Consider the following 13,990-nt stretch of genomic DNA (forward strand, 5'->3'; position numbering starts at 1 on the left):
CTAAAAGGCCGCGAAGTTTCAGACGCGGCAAAAAAGAAACTTTTGGGGATCAGTTGGTGCCGCCGCTTACGGTGCACTTGACGCCCGCGTACTCCCAGGATGAGCAGTCGTGCCGTCCCCGCCCCGCGTGACCACACTCAAGCAGCGTGCTTTCAGTGCCCGCGCAATCCACCTCGTCAAGCAGGAAAAGAAGCGGGGGATACCCAAGCCATATCATTTGGTCAATCGCCTCATCGCTCCCTGCGTAACCCAGCTGGCGGCACGCGACATCGGCGTCTGTTTTGTCCCAGGAATCATCGCATACACCCTTCCATCGCTTGTCCACCCCGCTAAATATCTGCAGCAGACCCTCCCCCTCACTGGATGGAGATAGCGTACCATCGTCATTTAGGGTAGAAAAAGGTATCAACCGAAGACTTCCGTCAGGCTTGTTCGTATAGATCGGTCCCACTTCGAAGCTTTCCACCACTTCTGAGTTGCCTGCATTATCGGTGAAGCTGATTCTGACCTTGATCCAGTTTTCCTCATCAGCTTCCTGCAAGGTATAGGTGGAGGCTGTCGCGCCCGAAATTTCCGTTTCATTCCAGACAATGTCAGACCTTATCCACTGATAGGAAAACGCGCTTGCGTCCGTAGGCTTCCCGTCCGCGTCAGTGATTTTTGAATGGTCCGCAGTCAGAAGCACTCCGGTCTTGGGCTCGGTGCCCCTGACCGCTATCTGGCCTACGGCATCATTGTTCGCGGTTGCTGCCTCGCAGGTAACGCCGAAAGCCTCCCCGTAGGAACAGTTGTTATGCCCGCGCGGCCAATGCTTGCACCTGTCTTCACCGAGAATCCTGTCCTCAGAACCCGAGCATTCAAGCTCGTCAAGCAGATAGTACTCCTGCGGGTCCAAGTCTCCTCCTTCTTTTTTCGGCAACGCAAGACCTACTCTCGGCTCACCTCCGGAGAAACCCAGCTGGCGACAGGCGACTTCGGCCTCCTGTCTGCCGATCACACGGTAACTGTCTCCAGACCCCAGAGTCCCGAGTCCGTCATCGCATATGCCCTTCCATTCTTCACCGTCCCTGGCCCCGGCATCGAATATTTCAAGCCTGCCCGTAGGCGCGGTAGCCGTACTGAGATCCACCACGGATCCCGTATCCGTATCCACGAGCCTCAGATCCCCGTCGGCATATGTTTCCTGCGTTCTTACATCCGTGGGACCGCCCATGAGCAAAAGCCCCAGCGCGAACCCGGCAACCATAATCGATACGCGTTGCAGATTCATGGTTCCGGCATCTCTTTTTCCGCCAACCGCCTCCGGTTTTTTCCAAAAGCTGCTTTTCAGTGTTCCGAACCGTTTCACTTGAACCTCCGTTGAATCTCCGTATATACACCTGTTTCTGAGATATCGTTATTATATTCTAGTTTCGACCCGGCGTCTCTGTCAAGCAAAACAATGCCCGCGCAGACAGCAAATAAGCTGACCGCTTTTTGGCAAACGGAATTGTCCGGTTTCCCAACGGCGGGGATTCAGTTGCCGCTGGTGGCGCATTTGACGCCTGCGTACTCCCATGAGGTACAGTCGTGCACTCCCCGTCCCGCGTGTTCACACTCAAGCAGCGTGTTTTCAGTGCCGCCGCAATTCACCTCGTCGAGCATAAAAAGAAGCGGGGGATACCCGAACCATACTATCCCGGTAAGCGCCTCCGCACTTCCTGTGTAACCCAGCTGGCGACACGTAACGTCGGCGTCTTTTCTGTCCCAGCTGTCATCGCACACACCCCTCCATCGCTTGGACGTATCGTCAAATATCTGGAGCAGGCCCTCAGCGGAGGATTGAGCGGCGCTGGCGCCGGGAAGGGAAACCAGTCGAAGGTTTCCGTCGGACTTGTTCGTATAGACCGGCCCCACTTCGAAGCTTTCCACAACTTCCTGGTTGCCGGCGTTATCGGTGAAACTGATTCTGACCTTGATCCATTTTTCCTCATCATCTTCCTGCAAGGTATAGGTTGGAGCGGTCGCACCCGGAATCTCCGTATCGTAAAACCAGAAAAAATCAGTCCTTATCCACTGATAGGAAAACGCGCTTGCGTCCGTGGGTTTTCCGTCCGCGTCAGTGATTCCTGAGTGATCCGCGGTCACAGCCATCCCTGTCTTGAGTTCAGTGCTGTTGATAACTACCTGACCCGTGGCGTCGTTATTTGAGGTCACGGCGGCACATGTAACGCCGAAAGCCTCGTCATGATAGCAGTTGTTCTGCCCGCGCGGCAGATGCCTGCACCTGTTTTCACCGAGAATCCTGTCCTCGGAACCCGAGCATCTGAGGTCGTCAAGCAGGTAATACGCAGACGGTTTATCCTGCGCGCTTTCAGGCAACGCGAGATATGTCCTCGGCACCCCGCCGGAGAGACCCAGCTGGCGACACGCGACTTCGGCCTCCTGCCTGCCGACTATACGGAGACCGCCGGTTTCCTCTCTCCCAAGAAACCCGAGCACGTCATCGCATATGCCCTTCCACTCTCCTTTGCCGTCCCCGTCCTCATCATCAAATATCTCAAGCCTGCCCGAGGGCTCGGCAGTCGCGTCGAGGTCCACCACGGATCCCGTATCCGTATCCACGAGCCTCAGGTCCCCGTCGGCATATGTTCCCTGCGCACTCGCATCCGCGGGAGCACCCATAAGCAAAAGCCCCAGCGCAAATCCGGCAACCATAACCGAAATGCACCACAAATCCGCGGTTCCGGCATTCCCGGCATCCGTCTCTCGTCTTCTTACGTTCCAAAAGCTGAACTTTCCGAATCCCCTCACTTGAAACCCCGTATTAAAACGCCTGTTTGCGAATGCTCTCTTTTCATTTTAGCGTCAACCCGATGTCTCTATCAAGCGAAACAGAACACCTCGCAGAGAACTGGAAACAGAGGCCAGTCCGCTCATCCCCGCGGGCGGGCTTGTCCGGTTCAATCCGCAAGAAAATGCCAGCCGCTTATCCCGCCCGCCAGAAAAACATCAAACTCAGAAGATGTTCCCAAGTACTCGTGGATTTCCTCCGCTTCCCGCCGACGGGGGAAAACGGAAAAAACCGATGACCCGCTTCCCGAGACAAGCACGAAGCGCGCCCCAAGCGATCGAAAAATCTCCTTTAGGGAGAGAATCTCGGGGAATGCCGCAAACACCGCCGCCTCAAGGCCGTTCTCTAGGAGGAAATCCCCTCCGCGGAACCGCTCTGCAAGAGAAACGGGATCGACTTTCTCGGGCGGGGGCTCCGGGCGCTCCCAGTTTTTATAGATTTCCCGGGTCGAGAGGCTTTTTCCGGGAAAAAGGATAACGTAGTGAAAAAGGGGGAAATCAGAAAGCACTTCCACCCTCTCCCCCACTCCCTCGATAAACGAAGAGGTGGATCTTACAAAGAACGGTACATCGGCCCCGAGGGACGCGGCCATCCGGAGCAGGTCCCGGTCGGTGAATTTCCCGAGAACCCTGTTGAGACCCACAAGGACCGCAGCGGCGTTTGAGCTTCCTCCGCCGAGGCCGGCGCCGATGGGGATATTCTTTTTTATTCCTATGGAAACCTTTTTCCGAACTCCGGCTTCCCCGAGATAAAGATGACAGGCGGCCACGGCAAGATTGTCGTTTCCGGATGGCATCTCCCTTCCTGAGCACGAAAGACTTGACCCCTCGCCCGGCTCCACCGAAAGGCTTATCTCGTCAAAGAGACTTACGGGCTGCGCTATGGACTGAAGTTCATGGTAGCCGTCGGGGCGTTTTCCAAGAACTCTGAGAAACAGGTTCACCTTGGCGGGGGAAAGAAGCTTGACAGAACTCATTTTCGCGCCACGTCCGGCTCGAAATTCATCGTAAGCCTTACGCTTCTGAGCGGAAGCACCAGTTTTTTTAGCTTGTCAGTTTTTTCATCGAAGCTGAGAATAAGCCTGAACACGATGTATTTCCCCTCAGGGGTCCTCTCCCGAAGCCTGTACTTGTAGACGATAACCCTGCCGCCTTCCTCGTTTAGATTCGCGTACGGGCGGCCGAGAATCTCTATCACTTCTGAGGAATTAGGGATTTCCTTGGATTCAAGGGACCTCACGGCCGCGGTGCTTGTCTTATCAAGCTTTTTCACCTCGGCGGCACCCACCGAGCCCATCACCTTCCCGAGAACTTCCTTGGTTATATACTTGGTGAAGCACTCGGGAAAGATAATCTCGCAGAGCTTTCCCTGACAAAGCTTCATTCCCATGGCCAGATCGAAATTCCCGCTTTCGCTCTTCCTGCCCGGGTACTTCTTCACCAAGTGATAGGTCCAAAGCTCGGTGTCTGCGGCAATGCGGGTTTCTACGGGCGGCGAGTAGACCATGAGCCACTCGATGTCTCCTGCGAGCAGTACGGGTTTTTTGAAGGTAAGGCTTAGACCGTCGTGGTCACTCACGTTGAAATTCTCGCTGAAATCCCCGAGCTGGCCTTTTACATCGAGGAACCTGAAGAGCCGGCATCCCCCCACTCCCAGACACAAAACAACCAGAAAAGATATGAAAACTTTTCTTTGCGAAGGCGGCTTTCCCATCGGCAATTCGGCATTTTCCTCCAGATATATTATTATACCGTACAGACAATCGGGATTTATCTCTAAACAACTTCAGATGTTCGCAAGACTCCTAATTCTGTTCACCATGGTTCCGCTCATTGAGCTCGCCCTGCTCATAAAGCTCGGGAACATAATAGGACTCTGGCCGACCATATTCACAGTCATAGCGACGGGGGTGCTGGGAGCGGCGCTTGCCAGAAGCCAGGGAACACAGGTTATAAGTGCTATAAGAGCGGAGGTCACCGAGGGCAGGCCGCCCACCGAAAGCCTCATAAACGGTCTTCTCGTGCTCGTGGGAGGGGTTGTGCTTCTCACACCCGGGCTGCTTACCGATCTTCTTGGCTTCTCCCTTCTCATTCCCTTCACCAGGGACTGGTTCAAGAAAAAACTTCGAAGCAGGCTTAAGAAATACGCGGATAGAAACTCGGCCTCCGCAACCATAATAATACGCTGAAGGTCCGAAACGGCGCCGGCTCACGGCTGAAACGGCTCGTGGCTTACCTTGTGTATTATCGGCATGGAGAAACTCACCGACTCCATGAGCTTCTGGCCGTACTCAATCACCCACTGCTCGGGAGCCAGAGAGTAGAAGTCCGCAAGCGTCATCCACTCCCCTCCCCTCATTATCTCCCCGTAGTCCACGCTTACCAGAAAAGCGGTCATGTCTCCGCCGTCCATGGCGTTGAGCACCGAGCACTCCACATAGGAATGTATTCCCTTTAAGACGGGGCAGCCGTTTCTGCCCTCGAAATGGTCTAGGCCGATAAACTTTTTTTTGTCCCTGCCCGAATAAAAGCCGAAGTTTCGGACAAGAGCGATCTGATCCTTTCTGAGAAGATGCACCACGAGATTCCTGCTTTCCATTATGAACCCGTGGGTGTGATTTCTCTTCCATATCCCCATAAGCAGCCTAGGCACGGTGTGAACTATGGAGGAGGTGACAAGCGTCGTCGCTACCTGGCCGTTTATCTCATCCTCCCGCCTGCTGGTTATGATCACCACAGGGCAGTTATGCCAGAAAACCCCGCAAACTGAAGGCCCATCATTCACTGAAAAACTCCTTTTTTTATCCCCGGCAGAAAATGCCGCGGGAAGATTGAAAAAACATCCCCCGTGTGCTATAGTAACCCCGTCTTTCAAGTTTACCCGCTACAACGCGGCAGCGCCTTTTAAACGGATTGAAATCCTAACTATGAAAAAAATAATTCCGGCGGTCGTTTTTCTTTTTCTGGTCGTTGGTGTCCTGCACATCTCGGGGTGCTCGAAGAGAGTTCCCACCACTCCTCCCTCGGCTGAAGAGACGGGTACTCAGGACAGGGTCATGGCGGTATCGGAGATGCTCGAGGAAGCCCGAGCTGAGGGTGCCGAAGACACCTGGGAGTATGAAGAGGCACAAAAGCTTTTCGAGATGGCCCAGAACCTTATAAGCGAAGGGGAACTTGAGGAAGCTGAGAAGGTCCTTTCTCAAGCGGAACTGAAGGCCACACAGGCAATCGGCGCAGCCAGGGAAGGCGCCTTCATGGAGGGCTTTGACGAAGAGGCCCAGGAAATACGGAAATCCCTGCTCAGCGACGCCTTCTCCAAGGAAAACCTGATAAACCTTCCCACCTCGGACGTGTTCTTCGAATTCGACAGCGCGGAGATATCGGAAGAGGCAATGGAGGCAATTGACGGCAACATAAGCATCTTCGAAAAAAACAAAGACAAAATCAAATTCATTCTCGTCTTCGGTTTCTGCGACATCCGCGGGACCGAGGAATACAACCTCTCCCTTGGAAAGAAAAGAGCGGATGAGATCAAAAAATACATGATCGGAAAAGGGGTGTCTCCTGAAATGCTGCACTCCATCAGCAAGGGAGAGACGGAAATATGGCAAGAGGGAACATCGGATGAGGCGTACAGCCGTAACAGGCGAGGACACTTCATAGCCCTCTCCGACAATAATTCCTCAGAAAACTAATGAGAAAAAAGTATCTGGCCGTCGCCGTAGTATTGTTTTCTTCCGTGTTCATGTACGGTTGCGTAGCATCGGAAGGAGACCTGGATTTTCTTTACTCGAGGCAAAGGGAAGCTGAAACGAACATCAAGAAGATCCAGAAAGATATCAACTGGCTGAAGGCAGAAGTAAAAAAAGAAGACAATATCCTTGATCTTAACGAAAAGACTTTCGAACTCGAAAACAAACTTCTGGAACTCGAGCAGATAATAGGTGAAATGCATGCTCAGAGCGAAGAACGGTTCAAAAAAATAGAAGCCGGGCTGTCAGCAATGGCAGAGGTCAAATCTCAGGCCGTAGTTCCGCAACCGCAAGCACCTTCCGTCGCGGCTTCTGAGCAAGCTTCTGAAAGTCCGGACGAGGAACCCGCAACCGATGAGCCATCCCCCGCGGAGGAAGACCCCAAGGAGAACTACAAACTGGGCCTAAAGGAGTTTGGCGACGGTAACTATGAGGCTGCAAGGGCGTCGCTTCGAGAGCACCTTGCCTCCGCCCCCAGAAACGATGAGGCTGCAGACGCGATGTTCCTCATCGCGGATTCCTACTTCAAGGAAAAATTCTACGAGGAGGCAATCCTCGAATACCAGAACATAATCGAAACCTGGCCAGCCAGCCCCAAAATCCCCCTTTGCCAGCTCAATCAGGGAATCGCACTCTTGAAAATAGGGAAACCGAACGAGGCGAGCCTCTTTTTCGAATCGCTGATCGAGGCATACCCGGACTCACCCGAAGCCGCAACGGCAAAAGAACACCTTAAGACCTTGTCCACACCGGGAGAATAAAAGTTCCGGCCGTGGTCGACACTGAACCGTTTTTATGAAAACCACCAATTCAGAGAAACTTTTTCGCAGGGCGAGAAACGTTCTTGTGGGCGGGGTAAACAGTCCCGTGAGATCTTTTGCTGCCGTTGGAGGTTCGCCACTTTTTGTATCAAGGGCCGAAGGTTCCTACGTATATGACGCCGACGGGAACAGGTTTATCGACTACGTGGCCTCATGGGGTCCGTTGATCCTGGGACACTCCCATCCCTCGGTGGTAAAGGCCGTCGGGGAAAGGCTTCCCCTGGGAACGAGCTTTGGTGCCCCTTGTGAACTGGAAACAAATCTTGCCACACTAATAGCAAGACACTTCCCCTCGATTGAGAAAGTTCGTCTTACCAATTCCGGAACCGAGGCCACCATGAGCGCCATAAGGCTTGCAAGAGCGGTCACCGGAAGGGAATACATAATCAAGTTCGAGGGATGCTACCATGGACACTCGGATTTTCTGCTCGTGAAATCCGGTTCGGGAGCCACGACTTTCGGAAATCCAAGCAGCGCCGGGGTCCCGAAATCGTTTGTGAACAGAACGCTACTTGCTCGGTATAACAACATAGATTCCGTCAAAAGGCTTTTCGAGAAGCACCCCAAAAAGATTGCCGGAGTGATAATCGAACCCGTGGCGGGAAACATGGGGGTGGTAACTCCCGAGAAAAACTTCCTCAGGAAATTGCGCTCTACATGCAAAAGACACGGAGCAGTTCTCATCTTCGACGAGGTCATAACGGGGTTTCGTCTCGCCAGGGGAGGCGCACAGGAACTGTTCGGCGTAGTCCCGGACATAACCTGTCTTGGGAAAATAATAGGAGGAGGACTCCCGGTAGGGGCGTACGGGGCCAGCGCAGAAATAATGCAAATGGTTTCCCCTGAAGGTCCCATGTACCAGGCGGGTACCCTCTCGGGAAATCCGCTCGCCATGGCGGCGGGAATTGCGACAGTAAAAGAACTTAACCCGAGAACCTACAGGCGCCTTGAGAGCCTGACCGCCTCTCTGGTATCTGGAATAAGGGAGATAATAGCAGAGCTTGGCATTGACGCCACCGTAAACTCTGTTGGCTCCATGTTCACCGTGTTTTTCACCGACCAGAGAGTAACGGACTACGCCGGAGCACTCGGATGCGATACCGCGAAATACGCGAGATTCTTCAGAAATCTTCTTGAAAACGGAGTCATGTTCCCGCCCTCTCAGTTCGAAAGCGTGTTCGTTTCGACCGCGCACACGAAAAAGCAGGTAGACCAGACCCTTCAGGCAGTCTACTCGTCACTTCGGGAAATTCCCCAGGGAGAGTGAAATCAGAAACCCTAACTGGCTTTTTTTCGTTGTAATCGGAATTGAGTTTGCCTTCTCCGTCATAGCGGGGCTCTTCCTCGGCGACTACATCGACGGAAAACTTGACACCGCTTTCCCTTTCTTTACCCTGCTAGGTCTTGTGTGCGGAGTGATAGCGGGACTGACCCTGCTTTTACGGACACTTAAGCTGAGGCAAGAAAGAAAAAACGGAAACGATGAAAAATCTTGATTTCGGTGTCGAGAAACTGTCCCTGGCCGTAACGGCGCTTCTTTTCGTCGTGAATATCGCCATCGGAGAAAGGGAAATGGCAGTGGCCATAGCGGTTGCGGGGGTCCTTTTTCTGCTCGATTACGTAGCCATAAAATTCGTCGTAAAAGCGCTTGCGGAAAAAAGATATTCACTTGCATTTTCCATGTTCATACTGGTCATGAAAATGCTCGCGCTGCTTGCGATAATAACGGTTTTACTCGTATTTGCAAAACTGAATATATATGGTTTAATGATAGGCTTAACTTCCGTGGTGATAGTAATAATAGGTAAAGGTTTGAAGGGTTAGACATGGAACATTTCAGCTGGTTTTCCCTTGCCGGTCTCATAGAATACGACCATATTCTGGGCGGAGTGCTGGTACTCCTGTTCATACTGTTTGTCGGCCTGAGGGTGACAAAGCATTACTCGAGGGAAGAATCCGTAATCCCCGAAGAGAAGCCGTCGATGAACATTTTCTTCGAACTCGTGGGGCTTGAGTTCCTTTTCAACACGATTGAAAACGTTTTTGGATCCCGTGAAAAGGCGAAGAAGTACTTCCCGCTTCTAGCCGGGTCGTTTTTCTTCATACTGTTTGCGAACCTGTTGGGAATGATCCCGGGCTTTCTTCCACCAACCGGAAATCTGAACACCACGGTAGCGTGCTCGCTTCTCATATTCGTCATGTACAACTACTACGGAATAAGGGAGCACGGGCTCGGTTACATCAAGCATTTTCTGGGCCCGGTAATCTTCCTCGCGCCACTTATGCTGATCATCGAGATTATAAGCCATCTGGTAAGGCCTCTGTCGCTATCCCTCAGGCTTTTCATGAACATAACAGGCGACCACATGGTGCTCGGGGTGTTTACCAACCTCACGCATATACTGATTCCCATGGCTTTCGTGGGGTTAGGTATTTTCGTATCTTTTTTGCAGGCTTTTATATTCACTATACTTTCGACCATATATATCGCGCTTGCCGAAGCGCATGAACACTGACATAAATTCAGGAGGTAAGAAATGAAAAGGTTGTTTTCTTTTATAGGTCTTGCGGCACTGGCTTCGTTCGGTGCTTTCGTTCCCGACGCGTTTGCCGCGACTGAGGGGGGCTTAGGAGAACTGGCGAAGATGGGACTTGGAATCGGCGCCGGAGTAGGCATAGGTATAGCCGCAGGCGTCGCGGGAGTAGGTCAGGGACTCGCCACGGCTTCTGCTGTTGACGGCATAGCCAGAAACCCGGGTGCTTCCGCGAAGATCCAGACGCCCATGATTATCGGTCTCGCCCTGATCGAGTCTCTGGTAATCTACGCCCTGCTGATAGCGTTTCTGCTCCAGGGAAAAATCTGACGCACATAAGATAAAGACGGGGGAGACCACAGCAAGAAGGTTATTCCCCGTCTTATTATCCGCCGCTGCGCAGTACGGTTCCGTGCAACGGGTTGTAACCGGAATCTCGACGATAATCTCTAATCACGGTTATCGGGATAATTCTTCAGCACAAAACCTAGAGCTTCCTCTTTCGAGACAAGCCTGTTTTCAAGCTGGAGTTCTTCCACTTTTCCCAGTATTTCCGAAAAAACGGGGCCGGGAGAATATCCGAGATCTATAAGATCCTGTCCGCTGAGAAGCGGCGGGGGTTTTATTTCCTCCCTTCCATACTCTTCCATCTTTTCCCTGATGAAATTGTAGGCGTCGGTTTGTCCGTGACTTGCCATGCAGTCAGCAAGATGCATCTGCATGTGCTCCTCAAAATACGGAAGGGAAAGAAACCTTTTAAGGGTGCTTTCTCTCATGTTGAAAACATCCTTGAACTTAAGATGCTCAAGGATAAGCTCGGAAATTCTCTTTATCTGCTTTTTGGAGAATCTGAGCCTCCTGCAGATGCCTTCAGACATCTTGGCCCCTACCCTGTCGTGTCCGTTGAATCTTATCCTGTCAGACTCGCTGTAAGTAGGCGGCTTGCCAACGTCATGTAGAAGCGCACCGACGGCAAGCTCATCCGAGTAGAGACCGTCGGTGTTGCCGTAGAGCATGTTCATCACAAGGCAGGTATGCTCAAACACGTCTCCTTCGGGATGGAACTGGGGAGGCTGGCGAACTCCGTGCATACATTCGACTTCCGGGAGAAAATGTTCAAGAAGACCGCTGGAGCTAAGAAGCTTGAGCCCGTTCCCCGGATTCCGGCGGGTGAGTATCTTGACGAGTTCTTCACGTATTCTCTCCCCGCTCACAACGGATATCGCGGCGGCCTCGCTGCGTATAGACGAAAGGGCCGCTTGGTCGAGCTCAAAATCGAGACATGAAGCGAACCGCACCGCTCTAATCATTCTAAGCCTGTCCTCACCGAACCTTTCCTCGGAATCTCCTATGGTCCTGACAAGCCTCCGCTCAAGGTCCCCGATACCACCCACGTAATCGTAGAGTTCTGCAGAAACCGGATCATAGAGCATCCCATTTATCGTAAAATCCCTTCTGCGGACGTCTTCTTCCGCACTTTTCGTGTAATCGACGTGTTCCGGATGCCTTCCGTCACCGTAACTCGATTCCCTCCTGAAGGTGGCAACCTCGAACTTCATGTCTCCTTTTATCACCAACACCACGCCGAAGCTCTTCCCCACAGCCACGGTCTTTGAAAACGCCTGCTGCACATGCTCCGGAGTCGCACTTGTCGCTATATCAATCTCGTCGCACTCAACGCCGAGCAGGGCGTCGCGCACGCAGCCGCCCACGAAGAAAGCCTCGTATCCCTTCTCCCCGAGAGTCTTTACGACCTCAAGTGCCCCTGCGAAATTTTTCTTCTCGAAATCAAGTTCCCTTTTCATAAATTCGCCACCATGGCCTGCAAACCGGTTAAATTATAGTTTTTAATTCTACCCGAATCACAATCCGCAAAGGCGGTCCGGACAAGAATGAACGAAAGGAACTTCCGCAATTTCCTCATGCAAAGGACAAAGGAAAACGGCTCAAGGCTGCTGTTTCAGAAAAAAGACGGATGGAGCTGGAAACAGATCACCTGGCCCGATCTTGTCACTGAGGTTGAAAGCATAGCCTGCTTTCTTCTGAATTCGGGCTTCTCAACGGGGAGTAGAATTGTTGTTCTCTCGCCCAATACACTGGCGTGTCTTTTTTTCGAACTGGCGGTATTCGCGCTGGGAGGAGTCTGCCTTCCCGCAAGGAACATGAAGGAAGCAAGGAAAATCCTCGCGAGCTCATCCGGGAACTGTTTTTTTCTTTGCGCAAGCGCAGATGAGGCGCGAGAACTCGTCGAGACCCCGGCGCTCGGAGAAAAAATAGAAAAGGTTTTTCTAAGCGCAAACGAAAAGATTCCCGTGGAGGGAAAGACAGTCAGTTACTCGAACGTCGTAAAATTCGGCTTTCTCCGCAGGAAAAAGCTCAAGGACGAAATAAGCGCGATTGGAAGCTCGGTAAAAGAGGACTCCCCGGCCGTAATATTTGACGCGGGGACAGCGGCGGCCGAGAACAAAACCTTTTCCCATGGAGACATACTCGATCTCCTGCGCCTCTCAGAACAGGAATTGGGAGAAGTCTCAGTCGAAGATCAGACATTCTCCTACCTTCCCGGCTGCGGTTCTTTTTCCAAATTCGCCAACCTGCTTAACCTGCAGACCTCAGCCAGAGGAGCCATTGCGGAAGGTACCGAAGACTTTTTCGTCGATATTCCCGAGATAATGCCGGTTATGCTTTTTCTTCCGGGTGCCGAGATCGAGAATGTCGTCAACAGTCTACAGGGCGAAAACGGTTCGGGAGGAAATCTCAGAAGCGATCTCGGAGGAAGAATAAGGCTCCTGCTTACAGATGCCCTGCCACCAGAGAAAACAAGGGACCTGCTGCTTGCGCAGAACATATCCGTCGTCAAGCTCAGCAGTCTTTCGGTCGTTCCCTGAAGATCAGACCTGCGGCTCGTTCTCCGTTCCCTCAACGCTGCAAAACGCCCTGCCCCTGCTTAGCCTTAAAACCAGTTTTTCCTTGAGTTCAAGCATCCGGGAATCCTGCACTATCTCTCCGCTTTCTTCTTTTGAGACTATGGCGTATCCTCTCTCAAGAACGCTGAAAGGGTTCAGGGAGGTAAGTTTTCCGGAGTAATTCTCGATGCGTCGTTCAAGATTCTCGATCCGCGAGGTCATATGATGCCTGAAACTGGCTGCGAGTCCGTCAAGCTGCATGGAAAACATGTCTATACGGCTTGTGAGAGAGAAATCGAGCCTGCGGCGAAACTGCGCGAGATCTTCGAGAACTTCCCTTTTTTCCTTTACCGCAAGTTCGGCAGCCATTGAAGGAGTGGCCGCTCTCACATCAGATACCAGATCGGCTATCGTCACGTCCACTTCATGACCCACGGCCGAGATCACGGGGAAAGGGGAAACAGCGATTTTTCTGGCGACCCCCTCGTCGTTAAAGGCCCTGAGATCCTCTTTCGATCCCCCTCCCCTAGTCACGATCACAAGGTCAAGGCCCTCCATGCCGTAAAGCCTATCAAGGGCTCTGGTTATCTCGGCCGGGGCGCTATCCCCCTGAACGCTCGCAGGAGAAATAACAACCTCGACATTGGGAGATCTCCTGTATATGACCTTGATGACATCCCTCACGGCAGCTCCCGAAGGGGAGGTAACAACCCCTATTCTGCGGGAGAGAAAAGGAAGGGGGCGTTTTTTCGAGACGTCAAAAAGTCCTTCTTCGAAAAGTTTCTGCTTGAGTTTTTCAAGCGCGAGCGCGTCGGCACCCACTCCCTTCGGTTCCATTGCGCTTACGTACAACTGGTACTTGCCGTCTTTTTCGTAAACTCCAACGCGCGCGGCGCAGATGACATCCATCCCGTTCTCCGGTGTGAATTTTATCTGCTGGTTATTACCTCTGAAGCAGACTGCGGAGATCTGACTCTGCTTGTCTTTCAGGGAAAAATACCAGTGGCCGCTTGCGTAATGCCCCTTGAAACCGGAAATCTCTCCCCCAACCCATATTGTCTCTCCGCCGAACTCAAGCTCAATCGCATCCTTTATCGAGGAATTGAGTTCCGATACGCTGTAGATTTTCCTGTCCATTCTTAAAC

Annotated in this window: 16 protein-coding genes; 9 read left to right on the top strand and 7 right to left on the bottom strand. The window is 52.4% G+C overall.

The genetic code is table 11. From position 1 onward, the window contains the following. Positions 1-49: 49 nt before the first annotated feature. From F4Z13_02165 to F4Z13_02180, 4 genes are all read right to left on the bottom strand, one after another. Positions 50-1,348: a scavenger receptor cysteine-rich domain-containing protein gene (locus F4Z13_02165; protein ID MXZ48051.1), complete on the bottom strand. Its 1,299-nt coding sequence runs from the start codon at positions 1,346-1,348 to the stop codon at positions 50-52. 167 nt (positions 1,349-1,515) lie between these two features. After that, positions 1,516-2,793, bottom strand: a complete 1,278-nt coding sequence (locus tag F4Z13_02170; protein ID MXZ48052.1) for a scavenger receptor cysteine-rich domain-containing protein — start codon at positions 2,791-2,793, stop codon at positions 1,516-1,518. A 149-nt stretch (positions 2,794-2,942) separates the two neighbouring features. Next, entirely contained in the window at positions 2,943-3,809 is an 867-nt protein-coding gene (ispE, locus tag F4Z13_02175) for a 4-(cytidine 5'-diphospho)-2-C-methyl-D-erythritol kinase (protein ID MXZ48053.1), read from the bottom strand. Further along, positions 3,806-4,546 carry a hypothetical protein gene (locus F4Z13_02180; protein ID MXZ48054.1) on the bottom strand — a complete coding sequence of 247 codons (741 nt, stop codon included), beginning with the start codon at positions 4,544-4,546 and terminating at the stop codon, positions 3,806-3,808. Before F4Z13_02180 ends, ispE begins: the two co-directional genes overlap by 4 nt. Positions 4,547-4,622: 76 nt before the next feature. Here F4Z13_02180 and F4Z13_02185 point away from each other — a divergent pair, with 76 nt between their 5' ends. Next, the gene (locus F4Z13_02185) at positions 4,623-5,021 is read left to right on the top strand and encodes a hypothetical protein (protein ID MXZ48055.1); all 399 of its coding nucleotides are present in this window, start codon (positions 4,623-4,625) and stop codon (positions 5,019-5,021) included. Positions 5,022-5,041: 20 nt separating this feature from the next. On the opposite strand, the gene F4Z13_02190 is transcribed toward F4Z13_02185, so the two are convergent. After that, positions 5,042-5,707 carry a flavin reductase gene (locus F4Z13_02190; protein MXZ48056.1) on the bottom strand — a complete coding sequence of 222 codons (666 nt, stop codon included), beginning with the start codon at positions 5,705-5,707 and terminating at the stop codon, positions 5,042-5,044. On the opposite strand from F4Z13_02190, the gene F4Z13_02195 reads away from it, so the two are divergent. The 7 genes from F4Z13_02195 to F4Z13_02225 are packed head-to-tail and all read left to right on the top strand — an operon-like array spanning position 5,496 to position 10,269. Next, entirely contained in the window at positions 5,496-6,527 is a 1,032-nt protein-coding gene (locus tag F4Z13_02195) for an OmpA family protein (GenBank protein ID MXZ48057.1), read from the top strand. The two genes, F4Z13_02190 and F4Z13_02195, sit on opposite strands and share 212 nt — an antisense overlap. Further along, on the top strand, positions 6,527-7,345 hold the full coding sequence (locus F4Z13_02200; GenBank protein MXZ48058.1) for a tetratricopeptide repeat protein: 819 nt from the start codon (positions 6,527-6,529) through the stop codon (positions 7,343-7,345). Before F4Z13_02195 ends, F4Z13_02200 begins: the two co-directional genes overlap by 1 nt. A 34-nt stretch (positions 7,346-7,379) precedes the next feature. Then, positions 7,380-8,672 (top strand): glutamate-1-semialdehyde-2,1-aminomutase, encoded by a 1,293-nt coding sequence (hemL, locus tag F4Z13_02205; GenBank protein ID MXZ48059.1) that lies wholly within the window; start codon positions 7,380-7,382, stop codon positions 8,670-8,672. Between the two features lies 1 nt (position 8,673). Beyond that, the gene (locus F4Z13_02210) at positions 8,674-8,901 is read left to right on the top strand and encodes an AtpZ/AtpI family protein (protein ID MXZ48060.1); all 228 of its coding nucleotides are present in this window, start codon (positions 8,674-8,676) and stop codon (positions 8,899-8,901) included. Then, complete coding sequence (locus F4Z13_02215) at positions 8,888-9,229, top strand: hypothetical protein (GenBank protein MXZ48061.1); 342 nt, start codon at positions 8,888-8,890, stop codon at positions 9,227-9,229. The genes F4Z13_02210 and F4Z13_02215 overlap by 14 nt, the downstream gene beginning before the upstream one ends. Positions 9,230-9,231: 2 nt before the next feature. Next, positions 9,232-9,921: a F0F1 ATP synthase subunit A gene (gene atpB, locus F4Z13_02220; GenBank protein MXZ48062.1), complete on the top strand. Its 690-nt coding sequence runs from the start codon at positions 9,232-9,234 to the stop codon at positions 9,919-9,921. Positions 9,922-9,942: 21 nt separating this feature from the next. Continuing rightward, positions 9,943-10,269 carry an ATP synthase F0 subunit C gene (locus tag F4Z13_02225; GenBank protein ID MXZ48063.1) on the top strand — a complete coding sequence of 109 codons (327 nt, stop codon included), beginning with the start codon at positions 9,943-9,945 and terminating at the stop codon, positions 10,267-10,269. 119 nt (positions 10,270-10,388) lie between these two features. On the opposite strand, the gene F4Z13_02230 is transcribed toward F4Z13_02225, so the two are convergent. After that, a complete protein-coding gene (locus tag F4Z13_02230; protein ID MXZ48064.1) occupies positions 10,389-11,744 on the bottom strand; it encodes a CCA tRNA nucleotidyltransferase in 1,356 nt (451 codons plus the stop codon). A gap of 87 nt (positions 11,745-11,831) precedes the next feature. On the opposite strand from F4Z13_02230, the gene F4Z13_02235 reads away from it, so the two are divergent. Continuing rightward, entirely contained in the window at positions 11,832-12,827 is a 996-nt protein-coding gene (locus F4Z13_02235) for an AMP-binding protein (protein MXZ48065.1), read from the top strand. A 3-nt stretch (positions 12,828-12,830) separates the two neighbouring features. Here F4Z13_02235 and xseA read toward each other — a convergent pair whose 3' ends face one another. Then, a complete protein-coding gene (gene xseA, locus F4Z13_02240) occupies positions 12,831-13,982 on the bottom strand; it encodes an exodeoxyribonuclease VII large subunit (GenBank protein ID MXZ48066.1) in 1,152 nt (383 codons plus the stop codon). Between the last annotated feature and the right edge of the window lie 8 nt (positions 13,983-13,990).

Source organism: Candidatus Dadabacteria bacterium (assembly GCA_009837205.1).
Lineage (GTDB): Bacteria > Desulfobacterota_D > UBA1144 > Nemesobacterales > Nemesobacteraceae > Nemesobacter.

What these genes read in the sequence shown, in the direction of transcription:
- ispE (MXZ48053.1), bottom strand. Translation starts at nt 3,809, where the DNA reads ATGAGTTCTGTCAAGCTTCTTTCCCCCGCCAAGGTGAACCTGTTTCTC.
- F4Z13_02180 (MXZ48054.1), bottom strand. Translation starts at nt 4,546, where the DNA reads ATGGGAAAGCCGCCTTCGCAAAGAAAAGTTTTCATATCTTTTCTGGTT.
- F4Z13_02185 (MXZ48055.1), top strand. Translation starts at nt 4,623, where the DNA reads ATGTTCGCAAGACTCCTAATTCTGTTCACCATGGTTCCGCTCATTGAG.
- F4Z13_02195 (MXZ48057.1), top strand. Translation starts at nt 5,496, where the DNA reads ATGGAGGAGGTGACAAGCGTCGTCGCTACCTGGCCGTTTATCTCATCC.
- F4Z13_02200 (MXZ48058.1), top strand. Translation starts at nt 6,527, where the DNA reads ATGAGAAAAAAGTATCTGGCCGTCGCCGTAGTATTGTTTTCTTCCGTG.
- hemL (MXZ48059.1), top strand. Translation starts at nt 7,380, where the DNA reads ATGAAAACCACCAATTCAGAGAAACTTTTTCGCAGGGCGAGAAACGTT.
- F4Z13_02215 (MXZ48061.1), top strand. Translation starts at nt 8,888, where the DNA reads ATGAAAAATCTTGATTTCGGTGTCGAGAAACTGTCCCTGGCCGTAACG.
- atpB (MXZ48062.1), top strand. Translation starts at nt 9,232, where the DNA reads ATGGAACATTTCAGCTGGTTTTCCCTTGCCGGTCTCATAGAATACGAC.
- F4Z13_02225 (MXZ48063.1), top strand. Translation starts at nt 9,943, where the DNA reads ATGAAAAGGTTGTTTTCTTTTATAGGTCTTGCGGCACTGGCTTCGTTC.
- F4Z13_02230 (MXZ48064.1), bottom strand. Translation starts at nt 11,744, where the DNA reads ATGAAAAGGGAACTTGATTTCGAGAAGAAAAATTTCGCAGGGGCACTT.
- F4Z13_02235 (MXZ48065.1), top strand. Translation starts at nt 11,832, where the DNA reads ATGAACGAAAGGAACTTCCGCAATTTCCTCATGCAAAGGACAAAGGAA.
- xseA (MXZ48066.1), bottom strand. Translation starts at nt 13,982, where the DNA reads ATGGACAGGAAAATCTACAGCGTATCGGAACTCAATTCCTCGATAAAG.